Origin of the sequence: Anaerostipes sp. CAG:276, assembly GCF_000432215.1 — a bacterium.
GTDB lineage: Bacteria > Bacillota > Clostridia > Lachnospirales > Lachnospiraceae > Anaerostipes > Anaerostipes caccae.
Genome location: NZ_FR889182.1, coordinates 51,761 through 77,149, shown reverse-complemented (window position 1 = coordinate 77,149; position 25,389 = coordinate 51,761). Strand labels below are relative to the sequence as shown.

The window sequence follows — 25,389 nt, the reverse complement described above, 5'->3', positions numbered from 1 at the left end:
TTTGCGGCCGCCTGCAATGATGCGGGCATCCTGTTTAATATGCGTCATATCATTACGGCATACCGGCGTCCGTATGAAGCCAGACAAATGAGTTTTTTTGACCAGTTTTAAGAACGTATCACAAGGGGCACTGTACAGCAGATGTACAGTGCCCCTTTGTGCCTGAGTGGAAAAAGTTTTTTAAATATGGTAAACTAGAAAATACAGTGCTGACAATTCTATATTAGACAAATGAAATTTGTTTTATAGAAAACAGAATAAAAGGATCTGGAGAGATACAGATCCTTTTGACTGTTTATACAAAAGGAGTGAATTGAATGATAGAGTTTCAACATGTAACTAAGAGTTTTAAAGATAATAAAGTCCTGTCGGATATCTCTCTGACGATTGAAGATGGGGAACTGGTAGCGATCATCGGTTCCAGCGGCTGCGGAAAGACCACGACGCTGAAGATGATCAACCGGCTGATCCGGCCGACGAAAGGCAAGATTTTCATCGACGGAAAAGACATTGAAGATATGAATAAAGTCGAGATGCGGCGCAGTATCGGATATGTGATACAGCAGGCCGGGCTGTTTCCCCACATGACGGTCAGAGAGAACATCGAACTGATTCAAAGATTAGAAAAAAAGAACGAAGAACAGATCAGCAAGAATACGGAATATCTTATGGATATGGTCGGCCTTAACGGAGATGAATTTCTGGACCGGTATCCCAATGATCTGAGCGGCGGGCAGCAGCAGCGTGTCGGCGTTGCCAGGGCACTCGCCAACAATCCTAAGATTATGCTGATGGACGAGCCTTTTTCGGCACTGGACCCAATGACAAGGGTCAGCCTTCAGGACGAGCTGATTGCTCTCCATGAGAAAGTGGACAAAACCATCGTATTTGTCACCCACGATATGGATGAGGCGATCAAGATCGCAGACAAAATCTGCATCATGAAAGACGGCCATATTCTCCAATATGATACACCGGAAGAAATCCTGAAAAATCCCGCAAACGAGTTCGTGGAAAACTTCGTAGGGAAGAACCGTATCTGGGGGTCACCGGAGTACATAAAGGTGGAGGATATTATGATTGAAAATCCCGTCACCTGTACCGGTGACCTGTCCAGGACCCGATGTGTCAAAAGGATGAAAGAACGGCATGTAGATACGCTGTTAGTAGTGGACGAAAACAGGAAACTTCAGGGAATGATCAACAGAAAAGCCCTGTACCGTGCCAAGAATCCGCTGGCTGCAGCGGAGACCATGATGAAGACAGATGTTTTGACTGCAAGTCCGGATGACAATATCCTGCAGCTTTTAAAACTGATTGACGAATATGATGTAGGAAATATTCCTGTAGTTGATGAAAATGAAAAGGTACTTGGACTGATCACAAACAGCAATCTGATCTCTACGCTGAGCCAGCAGTATCTAACAGAAGATGAGGAAGACACAGAGGACCGGACGTCAGATGAAGGCCAACAAGACATGACAGAGAAGGAGGTGTAACCGATGGAATTTATTCAGTATATGATACAAAATAAAGAACAGATTTTATCTCTGGTGACAGAACATATCGAACTCACCGCCATCGCAGTGGGCTGCTCCATTCTCGTCGGTGTCCCTCTCGGTATCCTGATCAGCTATGTAAAGAACCTGAATAAACCAGTACTTGGAGTCGCAAATGTAGTACAGGCGATCCCGAGCATGGCGCTTTTGGGATTGTCCATTCCTCTGTTGGGAATCGGTACCCTGCCGGCTGTTGTGATGGTCATTATTTATTCCCTGCTTCCGATCATAAAGAATACATTTACCGGTATTAACAGTATCAGTCCGGAAATGGTAGAAGCGGCTAAGGGAATCGGATTAACAAAAGCACAGGTGCTGTTTAAAATAAAAATTCCTCTGGCCCTGCCGATCATCATGGCAGGTGTGAGGATTTCTGCGGTAACCGCGGTGGGGCTTATGACTATGGCCGCATTTATCGGTGCCGGAGGACTCGGATATCTGGTGTTTTCAGGAATCCGTACAGTGAATAACGCCCAGATCCTGGCAGGGGCTATCCCGTCCTGTATCCTGGCACTTCTGGTAGATTATCTCACAGGACTGATTGAAAAACTTGTGACGCCGATCAGCCTGCAGCAGGGATATGAGGGTTCAAAAGAACAGTTAAAAAGAAAGAGAAGACGCCAGAAAGGTGTGCTTGTACTGGTAGGAATTCTGGTGGCTGCCATCATGGGCAATTCTATAATTGGAAGCTTCAAGGGAGATGATAAGAGGATTGCCATCGGAAGTAAGGATTTCACGGAACAGCTGGTCCTCTGCAACCTCTACGCCGATGTGATCGAGGATAAAACGGACATCAAAGTGGACCGCCGTGAGAACCTGGGAGGCAGTGAAGTCTGCTATGAGGCACAGGACAAAGGGGAGATTGACATGTATGTGGAATACACAGGAACCGCATATATGAATATTCTGAAAGAAGAATCCACCAATGACATGGATAAAGTCTACAATACTCTGAAGAAATATTTTAAGGAAAAGAATAATTTTGAAGTCCTGGATCAGACGAAGTTTAACAATACCTATACACTGGCTGTGACCAAAGAGACCGCAAAAAAATATAATCTGAACAAAATCAGCGACTTGCGGGGAGTCGGCTCACAGCTGAGCATCGGATCCACTCTGGAATTTTTAAACCGTGCCGACGGTATCCCGGGATTATGTGAAACTTATGGTTTTAAGTTTAAGAATGAGACGGGAATTGACGGCTCACCGAGATATACAGCCTTGGAAAATAAAAAAGTTGACGTAGTGGATGCGTTTGCCACAGACGGCCTGCTAAAGAAGTTTAAGCTGAAAGTGCTGGAAGATGACAAAAAATATTTTCCGCCATATTATGCAGTGCCGGTTATCAGGGAGGATACGCTTAAAAAGTATCCGGAACTCGAAAAGGTTATTAACGAATTGAGTGCTGTCTTGACGAATGATGCCATGATGGAAATGAATTATGAGGTCGATGAACTTGGAAAGGAACCGAGAGAAGCGGCACATGATTACCTTGTAGAACAGGGAATTATTGAAAAATAGAAGATCTAAGAGAAGCGTCTGCAGATTTCCTGCAGGCGTTTCATTTTTTTATTTCATAGGAAAGTTCTACGACCTTTCTTATGAAATAAAAAACGCTCCGCGGGATGTACACAGATGCGTAAGGAAATTATTTGACTACGTCAAATCGCATCTGGCACACAAAGTTGTCAAGCCCCTCAAAGATTGGGGGGTTGGGGAGTTGAAGTGGCTTGCCACTTTGTTCTAGTCATGCTTATATAAAAGCTGCCATTGATATAAATATGGGTGGAATTTTGTCTGCCGTTATGCTAATATGACTAGGTATGTTATCAAATAAATAGAATGAGATAGCGGATAAATTTAAGAAATAAGGAAAGAGGAAGATAGAATGGCAGGCAGCATAGAAAAGGAAATCGGACGGAGGAGGACTTTTGCGATCATCTCTCACCCGGATGCAGGTAAGACAACGCTTACAGAAAAGTTTTTGTTATATGGGGGAGCGATCAACACGGCAGGTTCGGTAAAAGGAAAGGCCAACGCAAAACATGCAGTCTCAGACTGGATGGAAATTGAAAAGGAGAGGGGAATCTCTGTGACTTCCTCTGTTCTTCAGTTTGAATACGATGACTACTGCATCAATATTCTGGACACTCCGGGACATGAGGACTTTTCCGAGGATACCTACCGGACTCTGATGGCTGCAGACTGTGCGGTGATGGTCATTGACGCGTCCAAAGGTGTGGAGGCACAGACGATCAAATTATTTAAAGTGTGTGTCATGAGGCACATTCCTATTTTTACTTTTATCAATAAAATGGACCGGGAGGCAAAAGATACATTTGAACTCCTGGATAATATTGAAAAGGTGCTCGGGATTGACACCTGTCCGGTTAACTGGCCGATCGGATGCGGAAAAGAGTTTAAGGGAGTCTATGAGAGAAACAGCAGAGAGATTCTGGGATTTGAGTCGGTATCTACAGGTGGTTCCAAGGAGGCGAAAGAGACCATCATTTCCATTGATGACGGACAGGCTGAGCAGATGATAGGAGAGGACTTCTACGAAAATCTTATGGAAGAAATTGAACTCCTGGACGGTGCATCCCAGCCTCTCGATATGGAAAAAGTGCATAAGGGAGAACTTTCCCCGGTATTTTTTGGATCTGCGCTGACGAACTTTGGTGTGCAGCCATTCTTGGAGCACTTCCTTCAAATGACCACAGCGCCGCTTCCGAGAGTATCGAAAGGAACAGAGATTGCTCCTGCGGAACATGATTTTTCTGCTTTTGTCTTCAAGATCCAGGCAAATATGAATAAAAACCACAGGGACAGAATCGCATTTATGAGAATATGTTCCGGTAAATTCGAAGCCAACATGGAAGTAAAGCATGTACAGAGCAAAAAGAAAATGCGCCTTTCCCAGCCTCAGCAGATCATGGCGCAGGAAAGGAAGATTGTAGACGAAGCCTACGCCGGAGACATCATCGGTGTGTTCGATCCGGGCATCTTTTCCATCGGGGACACGGTCTGCATGCCGAAAGACGACTTTGAGTATGAGGGGATCCCTACGTTTGCGCCGGAGCATTTTGCCAGGGTCATTCAGCTGGACTCCATGAAGAGAAAGCAGTTTGTCAAAGGGGTGGAACAGATCGCCCAGGAAGGCGCCATCCAGATTTTCCAGGAGCATCAGGCAGGATTTGCGGAAATTATTGTAGGAGTGGTCGGGACACTCCAGTTTGACGTGCTGAAATACCGCCTGGAGAACGAATACAACTGTGAGATCCGTCTGGAGCCGCTTCCGTACCAGGCGATCCGCTGGATTAAGGATGTCCAGACAGACATGAATAAGTTAAAAGGCGTTGCAGAGGTAAAGAAAGTCCGGGATATGAGAGGAAATCCGCTTCTTTTATTTAAAAACGAATGGGGCATCCAATTTGTTCTGGACCGCAACGAAGGGCTGGAACTGGTAGAATTCAGCAAAGAGTAACGAAAAGTGGTTGACAGAATCAGTTTTTAACTGTATGATAGTAAGAGTTGCGAGAAGCAGCAGGAACAAGAAAGAAGAGTATCCACTCTCACCTTAGCACCAGAGTGACTTGGGTTAATATTTAAGAAATTGATTCTATAATCATGCTTGAATGTAAAGTGGATAGTCTGACTATCCACTTATTTTTTATGGAGGTGTAACGTTATTAGCGATTTAATGATCAATGGACAAATCAGAGACAAAGAAGTACGGCTGATCGGAGAAGATGGGTCACAGTTAGGGATTATGTCCGCAAGGGAAGCTCAGAAAAAGGCTGATGAGGCTGAACTGGATTTGGTGAAGATTTCTCCGAAAGCGAAACCGCCTGTGTGCAAGATCATCAATTACGGAAAGTATAAGTATGAACTGGCCCGCAAGGAGAAGGAAGCGAAGAAAAAGCAGAAGACCGTTGAGGTAAAAGAGGTTCGGATGTCTCCGAACATTGATACAAATGATCTGAATACAAAAATCAGCCATGCCAGAAAGTTTTTGTCTAAGGGTGCCCGTGTTAAAGTAACGCTTCGTTTCAGAGGAAGAGAACTTGCTCATGTAAATTCCAGCAAGGGAATCCTTGATGAGTTTGCAAAAGCTTTAGATGACGTAGCGACCGTTGATAAACGTCCTAAATTTGAAGGCAGAAGTATGATTATGTTTTTAGCACCTAAGAACTAGTGCCAGGAAGAAAGAAGAAAGTACAAGGAGGAAATTATCATGCCAAAAGTAAAGACATGTAGAGCAGCAGCAAAAAGATTTAAAAAGACAGGAACAGGAAAATTAAAAAGAAATAAGGCATATAAGAGCCATATCTTAACAAAAAAATCTCCTAAGAGAAAGAGAAATCTTAGAAAATCTGCAGTGACAGATTCTACAAACGCAAAAGTAATGAAGAAGATTTTACCGTATTTATAAGATAGAATATTGAAGGAGGTACTATAAGAAATGGCAAGAATCAAAGGCGGAATGAACGCAAGAAAGAAACATAATAAAGTATTAAAGCTGGCAAAGGGTTACAGAGGTGCCAGATCAAAACAGTATAGAGTTGCAAAACAGTCTGTTATGAGAGCTCTCACATCTTCTTACGCAGGAAGAAAACAGAGAAAACGCCAGTTCAGACAGTTATGGATCGCACGTATCAACGCAGCTGCAAGAATGAACGGTTTATCTTACAGCAAATTTATGCACGGATTAAAGTTAGCTGAAGTTGACATCAACAGAAAGATGCTTTCTGAGATGGCAATCAGCAATCCGGAAGCATTTACAGCATTAGTTGATGTTGCAAAGGGAAAACTGGCTTAAGATATTTTTGGGAGTGTCCCAAAGCTTATATAAACCTCCAAACTGATGTAAGTAAAATTACACAGTTTGGAGGTTTTATTATTAGAAAGTATGTTTATTCTAAGTTTCTCTCAAAGAAATCAAGAAATTCTTCTTTTGTTTTCAAGAATCTGGAATCGTTTAAGTTAGCACCGCTATATAAAAGTTCATTGATCAGACGAAATAACATTGTACGCTCTTCTAATCGAAAAGCAGCCAAAATGACAATACGTGTTTTATGAGAATTGATTTTGATGCGATGTTCTAATGTTGCTATAGAAAGTACGGTTTTTGAACTTGCTTTCATTGAATAAGCTATTGTTACACTAGGCTGTAATGAGAAAGACAAAATAGATTCTCTCTGCAGAACGTCCGCTAAATAGTTTTCTGATACATATCTATTTTCTGAAAAATCGGAGAATAAAAGTTCAATTATGTATTTCCAATCTTGAGTGTCAATTCTCTCGTGCCAACATCCATTTTCCAATAAGTCTAAAGAGCTGGGGAGTGAATCATCATAAAATTGATGAATTTGTTGGTTGATAATATGAGTATTAACGTTGTTCTGATCTTCAATCGTAAAAAAGGGTGAAATAGAGATACAATGACAGTCTGTGTCATTCGTAATTTCTTTTCCGGAAGTATTTAAAATCAAGTCTGTATCTGAAAAATCAAAGGTATCTTTCATATGAATTGGCAATAATTCAGTAATCTCTAAATAATCTTTAAACTTATCTAATATTCGATACTTTAAATCCCAGATGGAAGGCAAATTTAAATGGCACATGACAACAGTTTTTTGTTTTGGAACTGTATAATTATAATAGCGTAAAGCTCCGGCAATGCAGAATGCCAGATATAATATTTCAGTTTCATTCAAATAGCGCTGATAATAACTGTGTGCTAATTCCTGAACACTGTAAGCGATTTCTAATTCAATTAAAATGTTGGATCGTACCGCATTTACCTGTAAAGAAATCTCATTAAAATAATGCAGCGGCAAACTTAAATAGCGAAAATGCTGTAAAATTGTAATATAAAAATCCTCGTTTGCAGAAAAATCAATATGGAAATTCTGTTGGATTTGTTTAATATAAGCATCAGTAAGTTTAAGAATGGATGGGTCAAAATACTGGTCAACAGTTTTGAATGTCAATTTTTTCGCATCTAATAATCGTGCACAGGAGATTATTAGATAAATGTCTTTTCGATCTTCTGTCCCAAAAGAACAATTCAGCTTTTTTTCAAGGGAGTTTAATAAACAATTGGCAGGATGAAGAATCTCTGAGTCAACATAGGTAAGTTCCATTTTTTCTGTCACAGGGTGATTTGAAATAATGCGATAGTACATAATTGCAATAGCTAAATTAAGTTTAATCATGTTGATATCTTCTACAATAATATGGTATTTTGCCAAATAATAATTCGTTTCCTGGATGATGAGACGAAGTATTTTTGCATCAAGATAAAAATTTTCGGAGTACATTGTTCCTGTTGAGCTGTAATTCCAGTGATCGGATAATAAGTGATTCAGAATATAACGTTTTTTTCGTTCATTTTCTTCAAAAGAAATAAACGTCTTATTTCTGATTAATTTAATATATGGATCTTTTTGTGTGAAAGATGCACGTAATTCTTTTAAATCATGTTCTAAAGTTGTCCTGCTGACAAACATTTCTTCTTCAAAATCATATAAATTTAAGTTGCTTTCTGCTAAGCACAGACGAAAAGCAAGATGGCGGACACGTTCCTCTTTTGATAAAAAAGAAGTGGTCATATGTAGAAGCTGCTTCAATTCCTTTTCGCAGTCTGCTTTCAATAAATATCCCCATCGGCGTTTTGACAAAATACAGATAGATGTATTTTTTAATGAATCATTGATTTCGATAATATCATGTCGAATTGTTCTTGAAGATACGTGCAAGTGTTCCGCCAATTCTTCTCCGGTTGTGTAAGTTGTACGAAGCTGTAAAAAATGGATGAGCTGCCGCTGCCGGAGAGAAAGAGATAATGTATCCATAGTAACCTCCCAATTAGAAAATTTGTTATTTCTATTGTATCAAATATAAGAAATATTACAAAAAAATTTCCTTAATAAAACGGAAAAAGCGTGTTTGAGGCAAAGAAAAGATTAGCATACAATGAAATTACAAAATAAAGGAGGAAACAAAAATGAAATATGAAAAAATAAGGAAACAGGTATTAGAAGCGATTTTACAGGCAGTAGAACAAGGATTGATTAATGGTACATCAGGAAACATCGCATTAAGAGATGATGAAGATGATGTTGTGGCAATCACACCAAGCGGAGTTGCATATGGAACAATGAAACCAGAGGACATTGCCATTGTTGACCTAAACGGAAAATGGATGGATGGCCCATACAAACCATCATCAGAAGTACCAATGCATACAGCGGTTCTTAGAGCGAGGCCGGATGTAAAAGCGACAGTTCATACACATGCAATGTTTGCAACTATTATGGCAATGGGTGATGAATCATTAAGACCAATTACACCGCCTCAATGTGAGTTTACACCGGTTCATGTTGTTCCTTTTACCATGCCGGGCAGTGATGATGCAGCGAATAAAGTTGCAGAAGCACTGGGAGAGGATGGAAGATCAGTTTTAATTAAAAATCATGGAATGTTTTGTTGTGGAAAAGACATGAAGTCAGCCATGGATGCCACAATTTATACAGAAGAAATGGCAGTAACAACATACTATGCAAAAGTTCTTGGAAATTACGAGCCAATGCCGGAAGCAGGGGAAAAGAAGATGAAAGAATTAATTGCAGCGGATAAAGCAGTGTAAAGATAGTGATGGAGGCATTTAGATGGCGGAAAAATTTTATGTAAGCAGTGATATTATATTTGGAAAAGATGCGGCAAAAGAGTTGCCGGGAATATTGAAAGAGTACGAAGCTAAGAGTGTAATGGTTGTATACGACAGCGGAGTAAAGGCCGCAGGGATTGCAGAAAAGATTTTAGAGCAAATTGAAAAAGCAGATGTAAAAGTAACAGTTTTTGATGGAGTGATTCCAAACCCCACCAATGAAGCAGTGGAAGAGGCAGCTATGCTTGCAAGAGAAAATGAAATTGATGTTTTTGTTGCTGTTGGAGGCGGAAGCAGTATTGACTTAACAAAGGCAGTTAATATTCTTATGACAAACCCAGGAGAAATCGGACAATATGGTGGAATGGGATTGGTAAAGAATCAGGTTTTACCATTGATTGCAATTCCAACAACAGCCGGAACTTCAAGTGAAATTACGAATGTTGTTGCGCTGACAGATACAAAAGCGGTTTGTAAATACGTTATCATTGATAACAAAATAGCAGCAAATAAAGTAATTGCAGATCCGGAGTTTACAAAAACAATGCCGTCTTCTGTAACGGCAGCAACAGGAATGGATGCGATTACTCATGCAGTAGAAAGCTATATTTCCAATGAAGCAACAGCATTAACAGAATATCATTCACTAAAAGGACTTCAAATTTTCCACGAAAATCTGCCAAAAGTATATGCAAATGGAGAAGATATGGAGGCTAGAGAACAAATGATGTTAGGATGCGTGATTGCGGGATTTGGGTTCTCTAATGCAAATTTAGGTTTGGTGCATGGGATTGCCCATACATTAAGTGCTCATTTTCATTTAGCTCATGGAATGGCAAATGCAGCTGTTTTACCATATGTAATGGAATACAATGCAGACAGTTGTCCGGAAAAAATGGTAAAAATGGCAGAAGCCATTGGATTATCTCTTTCAGGGAATATACAAAAAGATCAATATTTGTTATCAGAAGAGCTGCTGAAATTGACAAAACAGTTAGGGATTAAGACTTTGTCAGAACAGGGGATTGAGAACAAAGACTTTGATATGCTGGCGGAGGATGTATTAAAAGAACCTGTTCTTGGATTCAATCCAAAACAAAACATAACAAAGCAAGATATTCTAAATATTCTGAAGAAGGCTTTTTAAAAAAGAGGAGAAAATATGAAACGAAAATGTGAAGGGAAAAAGCAATATCCACATTTGTTTTCTCCATTGCGCATTGGCAATATTAAAATGAAAAATCGAATTATCTGTGCACCGACAAGTCCCAGCATGATTGATTTGAATGGACATTTTACACCAGAAATGATTGCTTATTTAGAAGAAAAAGCAATGGGTGGTGCCGGCGTTGTTACATATGGAGAAGCAATTATACACTCTAAAACAGGGAAATCCCATAATAAGCAATTACAATTAGATGCATTTGGGGTCAGACAGGGGATGAATGAGGCGGCAAGGGCAATTCACAATGCAGGTGCATATGCCAATATTCAGTTATCACATGGCGGAAAATATGGCGGATTAGCCAGTGTTGGAGGGAATGTTGCAACTTGCGAAACTGCGTATGGTCCAAGTTATGAAATGACACCAATGGGAGAAGTCCATGAAATGCCGAGAACGTTGATTTATGAAATTATTAAATCTTATGGAGAAGCGGCCAGATTATGTAAAGAAACAGGATTTGATATGGTGCAGGTGCATGCGGCGCATGGGTGGCTGTTTTCACAATTTTTATCTCCGGTTATGAACCAAAGAAAAGATGAATTTGGCGGTTCCTTAGAGAACCGTGCAAGATTTTTCCTAATGGCAGTAGATGCCGTAAGAAAAGCGGTAGGACCACATTTTCCGATTGAAGCAAGAATTTCAGGTGATGATTTTACGGACAATGGATTGGGATTAGAAGATTGTGTTAAAGTGGCTCAAATGATTGATGATAAGGTTGATCTAATTAATGTTTCATGCGGAAATCATGAAGATCCGGATATGTTTTGCCGTACTCATCCCTCTGCTTTCTATCCACGCGGAGTCAATGTCTATTTGGCAGCACAAATAAAAAAACATGTAAATACGCCGGTGGCATGTGTAGGATCACTGAATGACCCTGCCCAAATGGAAGATATAATTGCAGCCGGACAGGCGGATGCGGTTGAGTTAGGCCGTGCAAGTCTGGCAGATCCTTATTTGCCAAAGAAAGCATATGAAGGAAGAGCAGAAGACATTACACCATGTTTAAGATGCTATGAATGTTTTGGGGCAACAGGCGAATTAGAAATGGTCAAATGTGCAGTTAATCCAATTATGGGAGAACAGTTGGCAGCAAAGCTTCATAAATCAACTGCGGATATTATGAAAAGTGTTCTGGTTGTTGGCGGCGGCCCGGCAGGAATGGAAGCTGCGATAACATTAGCCAATAGAGGGCATCAGGTTACACTTGCTGAAAAATCAGAGAAGCTGGGAGGAAATTTACATCCGGCAGGAGCAGCTTATTTTAAAGAAGATATTTTAAAATTAATTAAAGTATTAGAACGCCGTGTGAAAGAAGCTGATATAGAGGTTATTTTAAATACTGAAGTAACGCCTGAATATGTGAAAGAACGAAATCCGGATGTATTAATGATTGCCATTGGTGCCAAAGAAAGCCGGCCGCCAATCAAAGGAATTGATGGAGAAAATGTCATTATGGCAATTGATGCGGAACTTCATCCGGAAAAATTAGGATCAAAAATCGTCATTATGGGAGGAGGCCTTGTAGGTGCAGAAGGTGCTGTTGGATTTCACCATGAAGGAAAAGAAGTCAGTATTATAGAGATGAAATCGGAAATAGCAGAGGAAGTGAATTCGTTTTATCGAGGAGGATTGATGCCTGAGGTTGAAAAATCAGCAGCTTGTTATACTGATACAATGGTGAAAGAAATTACATCATCAGGAGTAAAATGTGAAAAAGACGGAAATGAAATTTTTATTGAAGCAGATAGTATCGTCTGTGCACTTGGATTTATATCTCCATATGATGAAGTTGATCAATTTGATGGAGTCGTAGAAGAAACATATGTAATCGGAGACTGCAGAAAAGTAGGAAAGATATATGATGCAGTTAACACGGGTTATTATACAGCACTGCGTGTATAAATGAGGACAGAAAGGAAATGAAGATGAAAAAGAAATTAGTATTATGTACACAATTACCAGAGAAACGATTAGAAGAAATTGAGCAATATTGTGATGTAACCGTTGCAGGAGAACTGAAACACGGAAAAGGAAATGTCACAGAAGAGATGACACGTGAAGAATGTGACGGATACGAAATTGTTGTTTTAGGAGATGAGAATGCCGGAACAGATACCCTTAATCAGTGGATTAGTTCCGGGATGAAGTTTATTGGAGTTGCAAAAGGAACGCCAGTCACTGTTGACAACGAAGTATTAAAAGCAGCAAATATTCCACTATCTTATACACCAGGAAGAAATCGTGTAGCTGTTGCAGAATATAATATCGGACTGATGTTAGCGGCGGCAAGAAAACTGACATTAAGTGCAGCAGGACTTCAAAAAGGAGAACATCTTGGAGAGAAAATGTCAGATATTTATGATGTTCCAGATGTAAAAAATGTAATTTGGGGACCATTAGATGAAAATCATCCTTACACAGACTATGGAATTGGCTTTGAATTATATGGAAAGAAATTAGGAGTTGCCGGTTACGGAGCAATTGGACGGGAAGTAGCTGTAAGGGCAAAAGCCTTTGGTATGGAGATTTTAGCATATGATCCATATTTATCAGCTGATAAAATTGAAGCAGACGGATGTAAAGCTGTAGATCTAGATACAATGTTAAAAGAAAGTGATATGATTAGTATTCATCTGCCGGTTGTGGATTCAACAAAAGGAATCGTAAATAAAGATTGGTTCTCAAAAATGAAACCAACAGCAATTATTGTTAATACTGCAAGAGCTGCTGTTATTGATCAAAAGGATTTTGTAGAGGCACTGGAAACAGGTATAATCGGCGGAGCTGCGATTGATGTCTATTGGAAAGAACCTGTTCCGTCAAATCATCCGTTACTTTCTATGAGAAATGTTGTTTGCACACCGCATATGGCAGGTCTCACAACCGATGTTGATCATTGGTCTGGAGAAATGATGTCACAGGAAGTTTTAGCATATTTAAAAGATGAAGACAGGAAATATATTTGGAAACGCTGAGAAAGGATAAAAATATGGGAAATAATAAAAATAAAACATTAATAGCTGCCGGATTATTGGTAATGTCATTAACAATGGCCTGTAATAGTGCATTGGCACCAATCCTTGCAGAAATCGGAAAGTTCTTTCCGAACGCTAGTGACACATCAATACAAATCGTATTACAGATTATTAATTTAATCTGTTTACCGGGAATGTTGCTGGAACCATATTTAGAGCCGCACATTACGAAGAAAAATATTGGTATTATTGGTACAATCCTTATGTTAGCTGGAGCATTGCTGCCACAGGTATTGAATACAGAACTATGGATGTTATATGCTGCCAGCGGAATTATCGGATTGGGATTATCCTTTGTGGTAGTTGTTAGTTCATCTTTAATTTCAGATTATTTTACGGGGCTTGACAAATCAAGAGTTATGGGATTCCAATCCATTTTTGTCAGTATCGGTGGAGCATTGATTGCCAAAGGTTCTGGAATGTTTACAGCAATGGCAGGATGGAGAAGAGGATATCTGGTATTTTTAATCTGTATTCCGATTGTTCTGATTGTTTTAGCAACTGTGCCAAAAGGTGAGGTTACAAAGCAAGAGGAGAAGAAGGAAAAAGCAGGAATCTCAAAAGAAATGGTCTATTTTGGACTTTTATGTTTGGTAACAGGCATCTTTGTAGCAACTTTTAACTCAAATATTTCAATGTACATAGATCGAAAAGGAATCGGAGATGCAAGCACAGCAGGAACAGTTGCTTCTATTATGCAGATTGTAGGGATTGCAGGAGGATTAGTCTTAGGATCTGTTGTAAAGCGTTTAAGACGATTTACTATTGGCGGAGCAATTCTTATGATGGCGTTGGGAACAGCGATGGTTGGATTCTCAACAAGTTTACCAGTTGTGTGTGCAGGAGCTTTAATTACGGGTCTTGGTTTTGCAATTCGGAATCCGGGAGCTGTTACATTTGCCGCAAATATGGTACCGGCAGTTCAGGCATCTTTGGCGATTGCAATCGTATCAGCTTCATATAATGTTGGAAACTTTGTATCAGCATATGTAGTAAATCCTGCAGCCAATATGTTAGGTAGTGATATTTCAAATCGATTTTTATTGTCAGCTGCGGCACTGGCTGTTATTGGAATTATAGCATGTATAAAAGCGCCAACTACAGATGCACAGGCGTTAGATTCACAAGAATAGAAAACTCTGTACGTCGGATGGGATGGAGGAAATGCAGTGATAAAAGTAGAGAATTACCTATTGGGAATGGATTGTGGAACAACGAATATAAAAGCAATTATCATAGGTGAAGACGGAAAAATAATTGCAGAAGCAAGCCGGCCAAGTAAATTTATGATTCCAAAACCTAATATGCAGGAACAAGATGCCAATGAATGGTGGGAAAATACAAAAGAAATCTTTCACTCGCTTGCGGAACAGGCGGGGGAAGAAATAACAAATAAAATTCGTGGAATCTCTATCAGTTCACATACGGTCAGTATGCTGCCAATTGATGCAGATGGAAATCCGGTGCGAAATGCGATGACATATCAAGATAATCGTTCATCAAAAGAGTTAGATACAATTTTACAGAAGATTGGAGAAGAAGAATTTATTCAAATTGTGGGCGGACAGCCGTCAGTATCATTTTTACCAAGCAAAATTCTTTGGTTTAAAAACAATGAGCCGGACCTTTTTGCTCAAACACAATGTTTCTTACAGGCCAGTTCCTTCATTAATTTTAAATTAACAAGAAAATTGACGATGGATGTGGATCAGGCATCAAGAACACAGTGTTTAGACATCAACACCATGAAATGGTCAGATAAAGTTGGCGATGTGTTAGGAATCAATTTGAATGAATATCTTCCGCAGCCGGTACCAGTTGACGATATTATCGGATTTGTTACGGACGATGCGGCAAGAGAAACGGGATTAGTTCCAGGAATTCCGGTTGTAGCCGGATGCAGTGATGCAATGGCATCCATGTATGCGTTAGGATTGAGCCGTTTAGGAGATGCAGGAGAATCATCCGGAACGAGTTCTCTGGTTTTTGTTGGAAGTGCAAATCAAAGTAAACCGGATGTACCAGTTGTTACAAAACCATGTGCAGTTGATGGAATGCCCTGGATTTTTGACGCCCCAATTACAACGACAGGAGCAGCGATTAAATGGTTTATTGATACAATGGCAGCAGAAGAAAGGTTATATTGTCAACAACATAATTTAAATATTTATAACTATTTAAATGAATTAGCATTAGAATCAAAACCTGGTTCAAACGGATTGTTCTTCTTCCCTTATTTATTGGGTGAAAGAGCCCCTATATGGGATGAAGCAGCAAGAGGCATGTTTATCGGAATGGGAATCAATACAACGAGAAGTGATATCATTCGTTCTATCTTTGAAGGAACAGCATTTGCCTTAAGAAATGTCATGGAAACGGTTAAGGAATCAGGCGGAGAAGCAAATATATTAAGAATTTGCGGCGGCGGAGCTAAAAGTTATACATGGTCCCAGATTAAAGCTTCAATGTTAAATATACCAGTGTATTTGTTAGATGAAGCCTCAGGAGATGTTCCTGTCGGAGATGCTTTGATCGTTGGGTATAAAGTGGGTGTATTTGAGGATTTATCAAAAGCAGTAGAGCAATTAATCAAAGTAAACGACATTGTTCGTCCGAAAGAGGATTGGAGCCGGGTTTATGATCAATTATATCCTTACTATGTAAATATGTATCAGTCATTAAAAGATAATTTAAAATCGTTAAAGGAAACAATGGAATATATATATTAATAAATTCCGTCTTTTGATGCATCTAAAATCAATGATTGAAACGGTTAAGAAACTCAAATGTAATATTTATATGTTACAGAGGAGGAAAAATGAAGGACAAAAAAATATCTATAAAAGAAAGTTTTAATCTTGGAAAAGGCTGGCATCTTATGATTTTTGCAATTTTAGCCATGCTGGTTACAAACGCAGGCGTTAATGATGGATTAAATGTTGCACTGCCGGCGATTGCGAAAGGTGCGGGCCTTGACTATGAAGTCTGCTTAGCAATGGGAACTGTTGCAGGATTTGTCGGGGTAGCAATGATGCTGGTTATTGCGAAATTTCGTGATCGCTTTGGCGGACGAAAAGTAAGTGCAGTTTTATTTATCATTTTTGGGCTGACATTTTATTTTTTGTTTTTAAGAGCAGCCAATATTGTTATGTATGCACTTTCTCAATGTATCATGGTTAGTTGTGGACAAGGTTGTTTTTATCTTTGTACGGGTCCTATGCAATCAGATTGGTTTCCCAGGAAACGGGGTGTTGTCAATGGGATTAGCACCATCGGAGCCAATATTGGAACGGCAGTTTTAGCACCATTGATGACATTTTTATTAGGACGGGCAGAATATAAAGTTAGTTTATCTGTTTTTGCGGCGGCAGCAGTTGTATTAGGAATATACGCATTTGTTACTTTAAGAGATAATCCAATGGATGCAGGCATGTATCCGGATAATGTATCGAAAGAAAAATATGAAACGGAATATAAAGATATATCAGACAAAGATGACTATGTCAGCGATTGGACTATTTCTAAAATGCTGAAATGTAAAGAAGTATGGATTGCGGCAATTGTACCAGGATTTATTACATTAGGATTACTCGGAATTATTACACAATTTGTACAGCGGAATGTGTATTTGGGACTGTCAACAGATATGGCAGTTGGAGCAATGACTGTAGCTGGATTAATTGGGATTATAGGCAGTTATGGAATTGGATATATCGATACAAAAATAGGTACAAAAAAGGCTTGTATGATTTACTGCGGAGTGTTTGCGTTTGGGATTTTATTAAATCTATTAGCAAGTTTTTGGCCCCCGTTAGTATATGCTTCCATTTTTATTGTTGGTTTCTCCTTGGGAGGAAGTACTAATATGTCATTATCATTTCCGGCATCTATCTTTGGTGTGTTGGATTATCCAAAAGTAAATGGTGTGATTTTTCCAATTAATTATTGTATTGGATGTCTTAATTTTGTTGTAAATGCGGTTGTTATGAAATTGACGGGAAGCTTAACCGGGGCATATATTGTTTTCTTTTGTTTGTTTTTGGTTAACATTCTAATTGTAGCAGCAACAGAGGAAGGGAAATGGGATAAATTGAAACATCCGGAATTAATAAATGGAGGGGAAAAGAAACAATAGAAGATTACATAAGTTTAAAGGAAATAAAAGGAGCCAGTTTAAATAATGTGACAGCGGCTGCCATCTTTCTCCACAATGTTACAAAATATGATTAAATATTACGAATATATTACGAAAATATTTAAAAAGTATTGACATAGGGGCTGTGCGTGTTATAATAGCACCTGTAGCAACAAAGTTAACAATTTTGTAACATTTAGAATTTGAGGAGGAAACATGATTATCAAGAAGATGAAACTGTCTGCCGCAGTTGTGGCCATGGCAGGTATGATATTGACATCGGCTCCTGTAAATGCGGCGCCAAAAGAGACAGCAAAGCCGGCAGCGGAGGACCAGAAAAAAGAAAACAACCAGGCGCAGAGCAAGTATGCAGATAAAGTAGTTGCGAAAGTAAAGAGCTCCTCTACTTTGAACATAAGAAAGAAGCCGAATACAGATTCCAAGATTTTAGGAAAAATGAAAAGAGGAGCACTTGGAACGATTGTAAAAAAAGGCACAGAATGGACGAAGGTGAAATCCGGAGATGTGACCGGGTATGTGAAAAATGACTATCTTGTCTTTGAAGATGATATACAGGCTTTTGCAGAAAAAAATATAAAGAAGGTAGCAAAAGTTACAACAGAGACTCTCAGAGTCAGGGAAAAAGCTTCTAAGGATGCTGATGTTGTGACATTAATCTCCGAGGATGAAACTTATAAGGTGAAGAAACAGAACAGCGACTGGGCAAAGGTAAAAGTCGATGGTGAAACCGGATATGTTTCAAAAGATTATGTAGATGTAAAATATAAATTTAAAAAAGCAAAATCTATGAAGCAGATAAAGGCGGAACGTCAGGCAAAGCTGGAAGCACAAAGGAAAGCCCGGGAAGCTCGGGAACAGCAGTCTGTTCAGAGTTCTGTCCAGTCCTCAGGAAGCAGTTCCGCAGACACACAGAGCACTGGCAGCAGCCAGAGCAGGAAATCAATTCCGGCATCTGCAGGCGTTTCAGGAACATCCACAGGCAAAAGAGTAGCAAACTACGCACTGCAGTTTGTGGGGAACCCGTACCGCTACGGCGGAAACAGTCTCACGAACGGAATCGACTGTTCCGGATTTACACAGCAGGTTCTGGCCAAGTTCGGATACAGCATCAGCAGAACATCCAGCTCACAGGCCTCTGAAGGAGTCGCAGTTTCCACAAGCAATCTCCGTGCAGGAGATCTGGTCTTCTACGGAAGCGGAGGAGGCATCAACCACGTAGCCCTTTATATCGGCGGCGGACAGGTTGTGCACGCAAGTAATTCAGCTCCTTATCCAAAAGGAGGGATCAAAGTCTCAAATGCGTTCTATCGGACTCCTGTATGTGCAAGAAGGATCATCCAGTAACAAAAGAATATCTAAAATTAAAATCCCGGAGACTTCAGTTTCTGGGATTTTTAGATTTATTAAAAAAGTCTGAAATCAGCTCTGAGAGTTGCAAAATTATGACAGCCGATGTATCATGGGTAATATATAAGGGGGTATTATCGTGAGTAAAGCTTTAAGAAAGGCCGCAGGCATTTTGTGTATGGTCGTTCTTACTCTGAGCGTGTCGGTACCGGCATACGCCGTAGAACCGGACAAAGCAAAGGAGACTGCTGAGACTTCATCATCCAGTGCTTCAGAAACAGAGACAGAGGCGACTACAGAAGAACAGACGGCAGCACAGGAGCCCAAACCTACAACGGCTTCAGAAAAGACTGCCACAGAGAAAAAGGGGGACAAAGCAAAGACAGAAAAAGTACATAACAAGAAGAAAAAATCTAAGAAGAAATCAAAAAAGAAAAAAGATAAGAAGAAAGACAAAGAAAAGAAAATCGTTGCTCCGGAAGATGCTGTTTCCGTCAGATCAGAGACAGCCTTTGCCAGAGAGGAAAAATTAAAAAGACAGCTCCTGAAGGAAGAAAGCCTGGAGCAGAGTCTCCTTCATGCGGATAAGTTAAAGGAAGAGATCCAGAAGTTTTATCAGGCGCTGAATGAGCAGAGCGGCAGTGTAGCGATTCCGGGTGTAGTGGCATTGACCGGGGTGAAGAAGGACGGGAATGACACTCAGATCGGTCACAGAGTCAATCATTTGCTGCTGGAACTGTCAGTAAAGACCAAAAACGGTTATCTCAAAGACATCGCAGAAAATTATAATTTTGATGTGGCCGGTGAAATGAAGGTGGCGGATGTCATCGAAGATGAGGAGACGATCCAGTTAAAGCAGTATCTGGACCAGCAGATTTTAAACTGTGACAAAACACAGGAGCAGAGGCTGAGAGAACTGAAAAAAAGCAGGAAAAAGATAAGGACACTGAAGAAGCAGATCAAAGAGCTGAAGGCGGATGAGCCCCGTGTATTTGATCCAATGAATCTTCTGAAGAAAAGCAACCTGTCAGTAGAAGAGATTCGCCTGATGCTGAAGGGATCTGCCTTAGAGGAAGAGGCTCCGGCATTTTATAAATGTGAGAAGAAATATGGGGTCAATGCAGTCGTGGTGATGGGTATTGCAATCCATGAGAGCGCATGGGGGACCAGCAGACGTGCCAGAGAGGACCACAACCTCACAGGCTACGGGGTCACATCTGACAGCGCCAAAGGCATCAATGCACCGACAAAGGAAGAGAATCTTCTGATGACTGCTAAACTGCTGAAAGAAAAGTATCTCGTTAAGGGAGGGGCTTATTACCACGGCCCCACAGTAAAAGGAGTCAATCAGTGTTACTGTGTCGGGAACACATGGGCAGGCTATGTGACCAACCGATGCTATGAGATCATGAAAAGATTATAAAAATCCTGAGGAATCATCGTCGAAGGGACGGTATTTTATACGCCACCCTTCGACGACTTTTTTTGCCCATTTTTCCCTTCGCCTGTATTGGTACAATGACAGGCAAAAGGAAAAAAAGATGAGAAAAGTACACAGAAGCCAGAACTTAAATAAGTATTTTTTGTCCATAAAAACCACCTTCTTAAACTGTATAAATAATTTTTATTTATATAAGCTATTCTAACAAAAACAAATAACGGAGACAATAGAGACAGGAAAATGTACTGTAAAAATAAAAAATATTTATGGAAACCGGAGTTTGCTGCTTCCGATTCATAAATATATAAGAAGTGGAGTAGTGTATGAAAATGAATTATGAAGCGCTGGGACGGAAAATAAAAGAAGTGAGAAGAAAACAGAACATGACTCAGGAATATTTAGCTGAGAAAGTTGATCTGTCGGTCAGTCATATTTCAAATATTGAAACGGCAAAGACAAAAGTCTCACTTCCCACGCTGGTTGAAATCAGCAATGCATTGGGAGTTTCTGTGGACTATCTGCTGATGGACAGTTATCACTCACCGGAAATGAAAGAGGATGTTTTTGTGAAAGAACTTGACGCGGTGATCGAAAACTGCGGGCCGAGAGATAAAAAGATTGTTCTGGAGATTTCCAGAAAGCTTGCGGAACTGTTAGACGGTGAATAGAAAGATGGATGGGCAGAGACAGAAATGCCCATCCTTTTTCTAACCTTTTGTGCTGTCCAATGTTCTTATAAAGTCAAATAATAAAAGCGTGACCAAAAAAGAGTGCACTTGAGGGCAGAAAGAAAGGATGAAGAACAATGAAAAAGAAATGGATGAGATGTCTGGCAGCAGTTTCTCTGATCGTGACCATGGGAGCCGGCACAGGGGCTGTGCCGCAGGCTCATGAGGAGGAAATGGCTGGAAAATCCGGGGGGGGGTATTTCTGAAATTCAGACATTAGCCCCAGAGACTGAACAGGAGACGACGGAAGAAAAAGGGACCGAAGCGGCATCGACAGAAATGCCCAAAGTCAGAGGAACCGAAACGACAGAACGGCAGGAGACGGGCTCAACGCAGAGGAAGGCAAAAAAGCCGGTGAAGAAGAAAATGCTGTCAGAGAATGGGCAGACACTGCTCGATGTGAGTCAGGGAGATATCCGCATCACAGAGAATGGTGCCACCGGGGGCGGCCTTTCACAGGATGAGACATGCCTAAATCCGAAAGGATATTGGATCACAGGTACGACAACTTCCAATAACATTGAAGTGCTGGAAGGAGTAGAGACAGATATAACCTTGGATAATGTCAGCATCACTATTGGGAAAGTGAATACAACTACGTCCAAGTGGGACTGTATCAATGTCTCCCATGCAGACGTCACAATCAACTTGATCGGGGAGAACCGGCTGATCTGCAATTCGGGGAGCTCGGCGGACGGATTTTCAGGCAGCACAGGAGCCGCGCTGGCGAAGGACGGAATGGATGGGACACTGACAATACAGTGTGAGAATGCAGGGATAGAAGGCCATCGCTGCAATAGTTCCTGTGGGTCACTTCTTGCCGAAGGAAATCCAGATATATGGCATGTAGGCGCTATCGGCAGTACTTTGAGAAATATTGCGGATAAGAAAAACTGCGGATTTTCTAATCTGACAATCAAAGGCGGAAATATTGAGGCATATGCCGGACTGCATACGGCAGGGATTGGATCTGCCTGTGTTTCGGAAAGCGGTGGGGGAGGATATACAAGCAATATCCGTATTTCCGGAGGGAATATCAAAGGGACCGGAACAGATAAGGGTTCCGGGATCGGATCAGGCTATGGAAATACAGTAGACGGGATCTATATTTCGGGCGGTTATGTAGAAGAGCAGGGAGGAGCCAATGCTCCGGGGATCGGAGCAAGCTATGGCGGCGGAAACATGGATACAAAAAATATCCAGGTTAGCGGAGGAGATACGGTGGTCGTTGCCATAGGCGATGAGGCGACAAGTATGCCTGGTATCGGATCCGCAGGAGGCAATGATAAAGTATCCAATGTAACAGCGGCACCGGATTTCGGATATCAGGGATATATCCAGGACGGGACGTCCCTTACTGATTACACCTTTGTGGATGGGACCCCGTTTCAAGAGAACACCGCGATTGAGGTCGGAAAGTTTTATACGAAGGTCTATTTCGGGCTATTCCGTGACACCAATCAGATCGAAAAGGATACGAAAGAACAGATCGGTGCCAACCATGTGATCAGTAAGACTGGAGGGGAAGCATTTACCAAAGAACAGTTAAAGGGCTTAACGAAGGTCACAGGAAAGCAGGAAAACGGGACGGATTTTTCGATGGATGATCTGCGGTTTGAATTCCCGGAGCAGATCGAGGCCATCAACAAGGCGAAAGCAGAGAAAAAACTGGGGGAATATCCGCTGGTGTTTACGACGCCCAACGGGACAAAGACGACAGTCAAAGTCTGCTTAAAGGCCGAGGGAACGGATGCCGCGAAGGTGGACCCGGAACATCTGGAGGTTACGATCGGAGCCAACAGCTTTTCCAAAGAGACCGGAGGCCTTGCACTGACGGCAGACGATGTGCGGACTCTGTCTTCGGTACAGGGAAAGGATGCTGAGGGGACCACCTATAAAGATGAGCATCTGATTCCGAATGAGAAGGAACTGAAAACGATCAACGACGCAAAGACTGCGGGAAAAGCCGGGAAGTTTGAGCTGACCTTTACCTCGCCGGATAAAAAGAGCGTAAAGATCATTGTAAGCCTCCATGGAGAGTATGATGAGATCGTGCAGGATGCGGACAGCGGAGAGATGATCAAAGCCAAACATATCATAAGTAAAACAAGCGGAGCGCCATTTACAAAAGAGCAGCTAAAGGAACTGAGCAGAGTCAAGGCGGTCACAGGCGATGACAGTGTGATCGAAACGGATCTGATCACCTTTCCGAAGCAGGAACAGATCGAGAAGCTGAACGAGGCAAAAGCATCCAAAAAGACCGGGGAGTTTGAACTGACGTTTGCAGCTCCTGACGGGACAGAGGCAACGGTCACAGTCTATCTGACAGAGGAAGGGCTTGACGGGGCAGCCCAGGGAAGCGGGAAGCCAAGCTGCGGGGCAGACAGTGTGAGCCATCCGACCGGAGGAAACAGTTTTGGAGAGGAAGAACTGACGGAGCTTTGCAGGGCCAGAGGGAAAGATGAAAACGGAGACAACGCGGTCTTAAAGATCGATGAGGAACAGCTTTTGAAACTGAACCGGGCAAAGGCGGCGGGAAAGACCGGCTCCTTTGATGTGACATTCTCCATGGAGGCTGGACCCAGGGTGAAAGTGGCGGTTGCGTTGACCGGAGAACACACGGTAACGTTTGATACGGACGGAGGGCAGTTACAGGAGGGAAAGAAGCGAGCCAGCCGGAGGAACCGAAGAAGGCCGGATATCTTTTTGAGGGCTGGTATTACACCGATGCGGAGGGAAACGAAGTGAAATGGGACTTTAATACGCCGGTGCATGAGAATCTGACCCTGAAGGCAAAATGGAAAAAGAAAGCGGAAGGAACCACGTCGAAAGAGGAGACGACAACTGCGGCAAAGAAACCGAAGAAAGAAAAAGAAAAGAAGCCGAAGAAGAAAACCAAGACCAGCTGGAACTATAGAGAAGTGGCAGAGCGCAGAGCCCGGAAAAAGACGGGAGAAGGATGGGGAACCGCAGAGGAAGGGACTGCACAGACCGGAGAGGAAAGCAAGATCATGTGGATCATATGCTGTATGTTAGGAGCCGCAGGGATGATGATTGGTGTGGTCAGAAGGAGAAAGAAACAGAGATAAGAGTATCATAAAACAGCTGGGGCGGGAGTCTTAGATGCGAGATTGGACAGTCAATTTTAAATAAATTGGCTGTCTATTTTCATTCACTGCTTGACAAGTTTAAATGTAACTGATATAGTTACATTAAGAAATGTAACAGAAAAAGTTTCAGTTTACAAAAGAGATGGAGGAAACAGCATGAGTATTATAAATATAACAAAAGAAAATTTTCAATCAGAGGTATTAGAAGCAAAAAAAACGGTATTGGTAGACTTCTGGGCACCCTGGTGCGGTTACTGCAGAAGGATCTCCCCTGCTTTAGAACAGATTGGAGAGGACCGGGAAGATTCGGTTCAGATTGGAAAGATCAATATTGATGAGCAGATGGAACTGGCAGAGAGATTTGGAGTGATGACGATTCCTACGATGATTTTATTCAAAGACGGGAAGGCCGGAGAGCCTTTGGTAGCAGCCCAAACAAGGGACCAGATCGAACAGTGGATGCAGGAACAGCAGTAGTTTTTCAATAGTTTCAGGCGTGTATGTAAAAAAGTACAAGAAAAATCAAAAAAAGACTGGATATTTTCTTTGGAATCGTGTATTATTAATCATGCTTGAGACATGCAGAAGTGGCGGAACTGGCAGACGCGCTGTCTTCAGGCGGCAGTGGGATTACTCCCGTGAGAGTTCGAGTCTCTTCTTCTGCATTATAAGTAACGGTTAAGTTCAAATTTAGAACTTAACCGTTTTTTTGTTCTATGGGGACGTTGAAGCGGCCCTGTTCTCTTTGTTCTAATTAATTATTAATCCGGAACCCGGGATGGGGAGTGCCCCTGGAAGTTAAATTCCTGATCCCAATCAAAGTCTGCCGATTCTTCAGAACTTCTTGGCCAATGACGGCACCATTCGGGTACGGCAGGTGTTTCTATCCGGTCAAGGCTTGGTGTATAGGGTTTTAGATCCAGGACCGGGGTATTGTCATTGGCATCGATATAAGCAATCTGGATTTCACCGTTTTGATGATTAACATGAAGAATCTCTGCGGTGCTTAAAGCGATCGGATTGGGGCGGTGGGGAGATCTGGTTGAAAAGATCCCCATTCGTCTGGGACCTTTTTTATAAGGCCTTTCTGTCACCAGAGTATCTCTATCAGAG

General features: G+C 41.4%; 21 protein-coding genes, 1 tRNA gene and 1 pseudogene. 21 read left to right on the top strand and 2 right to left on the bottom strand.

From position 1 onward, the window contains the following. Positions 1-317 precede the first annotated feature (317 nt). The 6 genes from QVP35_RS05980 to rplT all read left to right on the top strand — a co-directional run bounded on the left by QVP35_RS05980 (position 318) and on the right by rplT (position 6,378). Positions 318-1,499 carry a betaine/proline/choline family ABC transporter ATP-binding protein gene (locus QVP35_RS05980; RefSeq protein WP_009290363.1) on the top strand — a complete coding sequence of 394 codons (1,182 nt, stop codon included), beginning with the start codon at positions 318-320 and terminating at the stop codon, positions 1,497-1,499. A 3-nt stretch (positions 1,500-1,502) separates the two neighbouring features. Beyond that, positions 1,503-3,080 carry an ABC transporter permease/substrate-binding protein gene (locus QVP35_RS05975; RefSeq protein ID WP_006569067.1) on the top strand — a complete coding sequence of 526 codons (1,578 nt, stop codon included), beginning with the start codon at positions 1,503-1,505 and terminating at the stop codon, positions 3,078-3,080. A gap of 367 nt (positions 3,081-3,447) precedes the next feature. Further along, positions 3,448-5,043 carry a peptide chain release factor 3 gene (locus QVP35_RS05970; protein WP_006569066.1) on the top strand — a complete coding sequence of 532 codons (1,596 nt, stop codon included), beginning with the start codon at positions 3,448-3,450 and terminating at the stop codon, positions 5,041-5,043. Between the two features lie 216 nt (positions 5,044-5,259). Next, a complete protein-coding gene (gene infC / locus QVP35_RS05965) occupies positions 5,260-5,754 on the top strand; it encodes a translation initiation factor IF-3 (RefSeq protein WP_006569065.1) in 495 nt (164 codons plus the stop codon). Positions 5,755-5,793: 39 nt separating this feature from the next. Next, entirely contained in the window at positions 5,794-5,991 is a 198-nt protein-coding gene (rpmI, locus tag QVP35_RS05960; RefSeq protein WP_006569064.1) for a 50S ribosomal protein L35, read from the top strand. A gap of 30 nt (positions 5,992-6,021) precedes the next feature. Next, positions 6,022-6,378, top strand: coding sequence for a 50S ribosomal protein L20 (gene rplT / locus QVP35_RS05955; RefSeq protein WP_006569063.1), 357 nt, complete (start codon positions 6,022-6,024; stop codon positions 6,376-6,378). Between the two features lie 94 nt (positions 6,379-6,472). Here the strand turns inward: rplT and QVP35_RS05950 are convergent, their stop codons facing one another. Further along, positions 6,473-8,416 carry a BglG family transcription antiterminator gene (locus QVP35_RS05950; RefSeq protein WP_009290364.1) on the bottom strand — a complete coding sequence of 648 codons (1,944 nt, stop codon included), beginning with the start codon at positions 8,414-8,416 and terminating at the stop codon, positions 6,473-6,475. A gap of 152 nt (positions 8,417-8,568) precedes the next feature. On the opposite strand from QVP35_RS05950, the gene QVP35_RS05945 reads away from it, so the two are divergent. The 15 genes and pseudogenes from QVP35_RS05945 to QVP35_RS05880 all read left to right on the top strand — a co-directional run bounded on the left by QVP35_RS05945 (position 8,569) and on the right by QVP35_RS05880 (position 24,941). After that, positions 8,569-9,210, top strand: coding sequence for a class II aldolase/adducin family protein (locus tag QVP35_RS05945; protein WP_009290365.1), 642 nt, complete (start codon positions 8,569-8,571; stop codon positions 9,208-9,210). 22 nt (positions 9,211-9,232) lie between these two features. After that, entirely contained in the window at positions 9,233-10,378 is a 1,146-nt protein-coding gene (locus tag QVP35_RS05940) for an iron-containing alcohol dehydrogenase (protein WP_009290366.1), read from the top strand. Between the two features lie 15 nt (positions 10,379-10,393). Further along, positions 10,394-12,361, top strand: coding sequence for an oxidoreductase (locus QVP35_RS05935; RefSeq protein WP_009290367.1), 1,968 nt, complete (start codon positions 10,394-10,396; stop codon positions 12,359-12,361). Between the two features lie 23 nt (positions 12,362-12,384). Beyond that, on the top strand, positions 12,385-13,434 hold the full coding sequence (locus tag QVP35_RS05930) for a 2-hydroxyacid dehydrogenase (RefSeq protein WP_187115072.1): 1,050 nt from the start codon (positions 12,385-12,387) through the stop codon (positions 13,432-13,434). 14 nt (positions 13,435-13,448) lie between these two features. Further along, a complete protein-coding gene (locus tag QVP35_RS05925; protein WP_009290369.1) occupies positions 13,449-14,627 on the top strand; it encodes an MFS transporter in 1,179 nt (392 codons plus the stop codon). A 36-nt stretch (positions 14,628-14,663) separates the two neighbouring features. Continuing rightward, positions 14,664-16,223, top strand: a complete 1,560-nt coding sequence (locus tag QVP35_RS05920; RefSeq protein WP_006569056.1) for a xylulokinase — start codon at positions 14,664-14,666, stop codon at positions 16,221-16,223. 89 nt (positions 16,224-16,312) lie between these two features. Further along, a complete protein-coding gene (locus QVP35_RS05915; protein WP_022260899.1) occupies positions 16,313-17,629 on the top strand; it encodes an MFS transporter in 1,317 nt (438 codons plus the stop codon). Positions 17,630-17,845: 216 nt separating this feature from the next. Then, a complete protein-coding gene (locus QVP35_RS05910; protein ID WP_009290372.1) occupies positions 17,846-18,994 on the top strand; it encodes a C40 family peptidase in 1,149 nt (382 codons plus the stop codon). A gap of 142 nt (positions 18,995-19,136) precedes the next feature. Beyond that, the gene (locus QVP35_RS05905) at positions 19,137-20,420 is read left to right on the top strand and encodes a glucosaminidase domain-containing protein (RefSeq protein WP_022260898.1); all 1,284 of its coding nucleotides are present in this window, start codon (positions 19,137-19,139) and stop codon (positions 20,418-20,420) included. A gap of 341 nt (positions 20,421-20,761) precedes the next feature. After that, positions 20,762-21,106 carry a helix-turn-helix domain-containing protein gene (locus tag QVP35_RS05900; protein ID WP_006569051.1) on the top strand — a complete coding sequence of 115 codons (345 nt, stop codon included), beginning with the start codon at positions 20,762-20,764 and terminating at the stop codon, positions 21,104-21,106. 137 nt (positions 21,107-21,243) lie between these two features. Beyond that, positions 21,244-21,372, top strand: a complete 129-nt coding sequence (locus QVP35_RS05895; protein WP_006569050.1) for a hypothetical protein — start codon at positions 21,244-21,246, stop codon at positions 21,370-21,372. Next, on the top strand, positions 21,329-23,914 hold the full coding sequence (locus tag QVP35_RS16715) for a hypothetical protein (protein ID WP_009290375.1): 2,586 nt from the start codon (positions 21,329-21,331) through the stop codon (positions 23,912-23,914). Before QVP35_RS05895 ends, QVP35_RS16715 begins: the two co-directional genes overlap by 44 nt. Beyond that, positions 23,875-24,255 (top strand): annotated as a pseudogene (locus QVP35_RS05890) (hypothetical protein); the annotation flags it as partial. The gene QVP35_RS16715 and the pseudogene QVP35_RS05890, both read left to right, overlap by 40 nt. Before the next feature lie 177 nt (positions 24,256-24,432). Then, on the top strand, positions 24,433-24,753 hold the full coding sequence (gene trxA, locus QVP35_RS05885) for a thioredoxin (RefSeq protein ID WP_022260897.1): 321 nt from the start codon (positions 24,433-24,435) through the stop codon (positions 24,751-24,753). 104 nt (positions 24,754-24,857) lie between these two features. Next, positions 24,858-24,941 (top strand) — tRNA-Leu (locus QVP35_RS05880). Between the two features lie 96 nt (positions 24,942-25,037). Here QVP35_RS05880 and QVP35_RS05875 read toward each other — a convergent pair. Beyond that, positions 25,038-25,389: TrmO family methyltransferase domain-containing protein (locus QVP35_RS05875; protein WP_288187764.1), on the bottom strand; the 352-nt coding region annotated here is incomplete at its 5' end.